General features: G+C 75.2%; 6 protein-coding genes. All 6 read left to right on the top strand.

Translation table 11 applies throughout. The annotated features are described in order from the left end of the window. Positions 1–147: 147 nt before the first annotated feature. The 6 genes from ACFW3D_RS18430 (at position 148) to ACFW3D_RS18405 (ending at position 5312) form a co-directional block, all read left to right on the top strand. Positions 148–1449 carry an HD-GYP domain-containing protein gene (locus tag ACFW3D_RS18430; protein ID WP_500505271.1) on the top strand — a complete coding sequence of 434 codons (1302 nt, stop codon included), beginning with the start codon at positions 148–150 and terminating at the stop codon, positions 1447–1449. Then, the gene (locus ACFW3D_RS18425) at positions 1446–2657 is read left to right on the top strand and encodes an HD-GYP domain-containing protein (protein WP_500505206.1); all 1212 of its coding nucleotides are present in this window, start codon (positions 1446–1448) and stop codon (positions 2655–2657) included. The genes ACFW3D_RS18430 and ACFW3D_RS18425 overlap by 4 nt, the downstream gene beginning before the upstream one ends. A 232-nt stretch (positions 2658–2889) precedes the next feature. Then, positions 2890–3861 (top strand): tetratricopeptide repeat protein, encoded by a 972-nt coding sequence (locus tag ACFW3D_RS18420; protein WP_500505205.1) that lies wholly within the window; start codon positions 2890–2892, stop codon positions 3859–3861. A 72-nt stretch (positions 3862–3933) separates the two neighbouring features. Beyond that, the gene (gene def / locus ACFW3D_RS18415; protein WP_500505204.1) at positions 3934–4554 is read left to right on the top strand and encodes a peptide deformylase; all 621 of its coding nucleotides are present in this window, start codon (positions 3934–3936) and stop codon (positions 4552–4554) included. A gap of 144 nt (positions 4555–4698) precedes the next feature. Next, positions 4699–5055: a DUF6247 family protein gene (locus ACFW3D_RS18410; protein WP_500505203.1), complete on the top strand. Its 357-nt coding sequence runs from the start codon at positions 4699–4701 to the stop codon at positions 5053–5055. Continuing rightward, the gene (locus ACFW3D_RS18405; RefSeq protein ID WP_500505202.1) at positions 5052–5312 is read left to right on the top strand and encodes a hypothetical protein; all 261 of its coding nucleotides are present in this window, start codon (positions 5052–5054) and stop codon (positions 5310–5312) included. The genes ACFW3D_RS18410 and ACFW3D_RS18405 overlap by 4 nt, the downstream gene beginning before the upstream one ends. Positions 5313–5477 lie beyond the last annotated feature (165 nt).

Here is a 5477-nt window from a genome sequence, read left to right as displayed (position 1 = left end):
GCCCCGCCGGGTCCGCCCCCGTCTCCCCGCCCCCCTACCCCCCTGGACCCCGGGCACCCCCCGCGGGGGCCACCCGGGCCCGCCCCCCCCGGGGGGGCCCCCCGCGCCCCTAGCCTCGGTGGGGTGCGTGCGAAGCGGGCGGTCCGGATGCTCCCCGTGGCGGCTCGGGTCTACATCCCGGTCGTCGTGGTGTCGGCGTGCGGCGCCCTGGTCACGGGCCCCCGCGAGGGAACCCCCTGGGCGACCGCCGCCGTACTGGCGGTGCTCTACGCGGCGGGGGAACGCACGGGGGCGTCACTGCCCCCGGTGCTCTTCGCGGCCGCGCTCCTGCTTCCCCCGGGCGCGGCCGCACTCGTCGCGGTGCCCGGGGGGCTGCTCGCGCCCGTCCGCGGCGAGCCGGGCCCGGTGCGCCGCGTGTGGCACGCCGCCCAACTCGCCCTGGCGACGGCCGCCGCGGCCCAGGTGCGCACCGCCTTCGGGGACGGCGCCTTCGCGCGGCTGCCGGGGCTGCTGGTGCCCGCGCTCGCTGCCGTCCTCGCGTTCTGCCTGTTCTCCGCGGCCCTCACCGCCGGCGTGCTGATCACCGCCGAGCGTACCGCCCCCTCCGCGGCCTGGCGGGAGTCCCTGCTGGAGCCGCTCGCCCCGCACCTCACCTACGGCCTGGTCGGGCTCATGGCCGCGGTGCTCTGGCAGGGCCCGTACGGGGCGGTGGCCGCGGTCCTGGCCCTGCTGCCGACGCACATCGCGCGCTGGGTCGTGGGCCAGGCCCGCCGCGAGCGGGCCGCGCACCAGGCGACGGTGCGGGCACTGGTGCAGGCCGTGGAGATCAAGGACCGCTACACCCGGGGCCACAGCGAGCGCGTCGGCCGGGCGTCGGCGCTGATCGCCCGCGAGATCGGTCTGCCGCCCGAGCGGGTGGAGGCCCTGCGGCTGGCCGGCATCCTGCACGACATCGGCAAGCTCGGGGTGCCCACCCGGGTGCTCCGCAAGGACAGCCCGCTCACCCCCGAGGAGCGGCGGATCATCGAGCTGCACCCCGGCTACGGCCACGAGATGGTGCGCGGCATCGCCTTCCTCGACGACGCCCGCACCGCGATCCTCCACCACCACGAGCGCCTGGACGGGTCGGGCTACCCGTACGGCCTGGCGGGCGAGGCCATCCCGTCCTCCGCGCGGCTGGTGGCCGTGGCGGACGCCTTCGACGCGATGACCTCCACCCGCGCGTACCAGGCCACCCGTGGTGTCGACGACGCGCTGGGGGAGCTGCGCCGCTGCGCCGGCAGCCACTTCGACCCGCTGATGGTGCAGGCCCTGGTCCGCGCCGTCCGCCGGGAGGGCTGGAACCCGGCGGTCACCGCCGACGAGCCGGAACCCTTCGCCCCCGCCCAGGCCCGGCGCCACGCCCGCCGCGAGGCCCCGCCCCGCCGTACCCCCGAGCCGCGCCCGTGAGCGTTTCCGCACGCCGCGGCGGCGGCGACCACCGGCGTCACCGCAGGCGCACGCCCTCCGTCGTGTTCGCCGTCCACGGGCTCGCGCTCGCCGTGGGCGGTGCCGCCGCGGTCTGGACGGCGGTGCACGGCGTCGCCGATCCCGCGGCGGCCGCCGCGTTCGGCGCGCTGCTCGTTGTCGGCGAGGCCTTCCGGATCCCGGAGCCCGAGGGCCGCGAGGCCGCTCCCGTCGCCTTCGCCGGCGCCCTGGCCTACGCACTGCTCGCGGCCGAGGCGGTGGCGGTCGTGGTGGCGGTCTCCGTCGCCGCGGTGATCGCCGGGCAGCTGAGGGGTGCGCCACGCGACGCGGCGGCACGGCGCGTGCTGACGGTGGCGTTCGCCGCCGCGACCGCGCAGCCGCTGTACGGCGGCAGCGGCGGCCATCCGGGCTACGCCGTCCTGCTGCTGGCCAGCACGATCCTCTGCGACGCGGTGCTGGCCGCCGTGCTGGGCGCCGCCCGCGCAGGCCATCCCTTCGCCTCCGTCCTCCGCGACGAACTGGCCGTCCTGCCGGGCGTCGGCTCGGCCGTGTGCGCCGGCGGGGTCGTGCTCGCGCAGGCGGAGCAGGCCGCCGGGCTGTGGGCGCTGCCGGTGTGCGGGGTGCCGCTGCTGCTGACCCAGACGGCCTTCCGCCGGCACGCCGCGATCCGGTCCACCCACCGGGAGACCATCGCCTCGCTGGCCCGGGCCACCGAGGTCGCCGGCTACACCCCGGCGGGGCACGCCCGCCGGGTCAGCGCGCTCAGCCACGCCATGGGACGCGAACTCGGCCTGGGCGGAAGGGCGCTGGCCGCCCTGGAACACGCCGCCCTGATGCACGACATCGGCCAGCTCTCCCTCGTCGACCCCGTGCCCGGCGGTGCCACCTCGTCCCTCGATCAGGTGGAACGCCGCCGGATCGCCCTGCTCGGAGCGGAGGTCGTACGCCGTACGGGTGCCCCCGAGGAAGTCGCGCGGATCGTGGAGGGGCAGGCCGATCCGTACCGGGAACAGCCGCTCGCGGGACGCATCGTGCGTACGGCCAACGCCTACGAGGACCTGGCCGGAGGCGGTACGGCCGTGGGCCGTGGGCTGCAGGCGCTGGAGCGGTTACGCCTCGATACCGCGCACGAATACGACCCTCGCGTGGTCGAGGCGCTGACCAGGGTCGTTGCCCGGGCCGGGCAGTGAACCCACCGGTAATGAGCGGGCGCACCAAGGGGCATGGTTGGATGCCCGCAGGGGCGCAGAGCGCTCAAGAGGCGCACCATGGCGCCGATGCTGCCAAACCGACAAGCCCGGCCGTGTGTGACAGGCCCTGCCGATGGCAAGGAGGACTGATGAGCACCGCTGAGCACGGGACGTGGGGGAACGGACGGGGCACCGTGGAGCACCAGCGAACGCGAACGGCAGGCGGGACACCTTGAGGATCTTCGGCAGGGCACGGCATCGGCCGTCCGCCACCTGGCGGCAGGCGACCGACCGGGCGTTCACGCTGATCAGCGACGGGCGGTACGAGGACGCCGGTGCGCTGCTCATCCGTGCGGCCGACCTGGAGCCCTGGCGTTCGGAGTCCTGGTACAACCTGGCGCTGCTGCACAAGTTCCGGCACGACTGGGAGCAGGCCCGCACCACCGGCCTGCGGGCCGTCGCCCTGCTGGACCGCGCGCCCGGCGCCCCCGACTGGTGGAACGTCGGCATCGCCGCCACCGCCCTGCAGGACTGGCCCCTCGCCCGCCGCGCCTGGCAGGCGTACGGGCTGCGCCCCGACCCCGCCGGCACCGGCCCCGTCGAGATGGAGCTGGGCAGCTCCGCGGTGCGGCTCTCCCCCGAGGGCGAGGCGGAGGTGGTGTGGGGCCGCCGGATCGACCCGGCCCGCATCGAGGTGCTGAGCATCCCGCTGCCGTCCTCCGGCCGCCGCTGGGGCGAGGTCGTGCTCCACGACGGCGTCCCGCACGGCGAGCGGCGCACCGCCGACGGCGCCACGTACCCCGTCTTCGACGAGATCGAGCTGTGGGCGCCCTCGCCCGTGCCGACCTGGCTCGTCCTGCTGGAGGCGGCGACCGAGTCGGACCGCGACGCCCTCGAGCAGCTCGCCGCCGACGCCGGATACGCCGCCGAGGACTGGTCGTCCTCCGTACGGCTGCTCTGCCGCACCTGCTCCGAGAGCCGGATGCCGACCGACGACGGCTCCGACGCCTCACGCGACCCGCACGACCAGGGCGAACCCGGCCACCCCGGCCACCTCAGCCACCGCACCCCCGGTGCCCTCTGGGCCCCCGAGCGGGAGTGCGGCATCGCCGCCCCCGTCGGTCTGGTGCGCGGCCTGCTGGACAGCTGGGTCGCCGACAGCCCGGACACCCGGGACTGGCGCGATCTCGAAGAGGTCTGCTGACACTCGCGCGGGCACGTACCCTTGATGGGCTATTGAGCTTTGGAGAAGCCCCAGGAAGGCGTACGACGGACCATGTCGCAGCAGGAGACCGAGCAGACCGCATTCACCGACGACGTGACGGACGCGGAGGAGCGTGAGGCCGCCCACCGCGAGCGCGGCACGGCCCGCCCCGTCACGGTGGTCGGCAACCCGGTGCTGCACCAGCCGTGCAAGACGGTCACGTCCTTCGACGACGAGCTGGCCGCGCTGATCGACGACATGTTCGCCAGCCAGCGCGCCGCCGAGGGCGTCGGCCTCGCCGCCAACCAGATCGGCGTGCCGCTGCGGGTCTTCGTGTACGACTGCCCGGACGACGACGGCGTCCGCCACGTCGGCCACGTGGTCAACCCCGTCATCGACGACCTCCCCGCCGAGCGCCGCGTCCTCGACGACGGCAACGAGGGCTGCCTGTCCGTGCCGGGCGCCTACGCCGAACTGCCGCGCCCCGACTACGCGGTCTGCCGCGGCCAGGACATGCACGGCAACGACGTCGTCGTCGAGGGCAAGGGCTTCTTCGCCCGCTGCCTGCAGCACGAGACCGACCACCTCAACGGCTACCTCTACATCGACAGGCTCTCCAAGCGGGACCGCAAGGACGCGCTGAAGCAGATGGCGGAGTCCACCCCGAAGTACGAGACCGTCCCGAACGACTGAGCCGCCACCCGGCACCGCGGATCCGTGCGTACGGGTCCGCGGTGCCCAGGGGATCGCACGTCGCGGTGGGCTGGTGCGAGAGCAGCGTCGTGGCACGACCGGAGTGGCTAGGCTGAGCTGCGGTACCCGGAGGAGGACCGCATCATGACCACCCAGCCCGAGCACCACGGGGCAGAGCTCATCGCACGGCCGGCGAGAACGCCCGAGGCGCTCCGCGCGGCACTGGCGCAGGTGGCCCCGCACCGCCTTGCGGAGATGGAGCAGCAGAAGAACGAGGCGATCGCACTTTCCGTCGACTCGGGCTCGATCGAGCCGCTGCGCGGATTCCTCACCGCGTGGGCCGTCCAGGTCGAGATCGCCCGCGATCTCGACACCGCGGCACGCCTGCGCTCGGCGGAGCACACGGCTCAGACCCTCGACAGGGACGAGCCGGAGTGGAAGGCGGCGATGGCCGAGATTCGGGCGATCTTCGACCAGGCCCGCGCGGCGGTGGGTGGGTGAGCTGGGCCTGGGAGTACGAGCCCGGTGAGGAGTACGTGGTCGGCGGGGAGACCCCCGCTCCCGTGACGCTGGTCGCGCAGGTGGAGGAGAAGGCAGGGGAACTCGTTCGCGCCGCCGAGGCCCGGTATCTCGACGGGCCCGCCTTCCAGGGCAGCGGGGAGGGGACGAGGACGGCAGCCGTGGCGGACGGCCTGTTCCTCTACCTCGTCGTTCCCCGGCACGAACGGGTGTACATCCTCCAGGTCACCGCGTTCTGATCGACGGACGGACGGACGGACGGACGGACGGACGGGCCGGGGGGGGGGGGGGGGGGGCCCCCCCCCCCCCCCCCCGGGGGGGGGGGGGGGGGGGCCCCCCCCCCCCCCCCCCGCGCCATTGGCACGAAACATTTCCCGGGTATAGTCCGGCCCTTAACGATATGT

It is taken from the genome of Streptomyces sp. NPDC058864 (genome assembly GCF_042742985.1).
In the GTDB taxonomy this organism is placed as follows: domain Bacteria; phylum Actinomycetota; class Actinomycetes; order Streptomycetales; family Streptomycetaceae; genus Actinacidiphila.
Note: the sequence above shows the minus strand (reverse complement) of the source record. Positions and strands in the feature narration are given on the sequence as shown.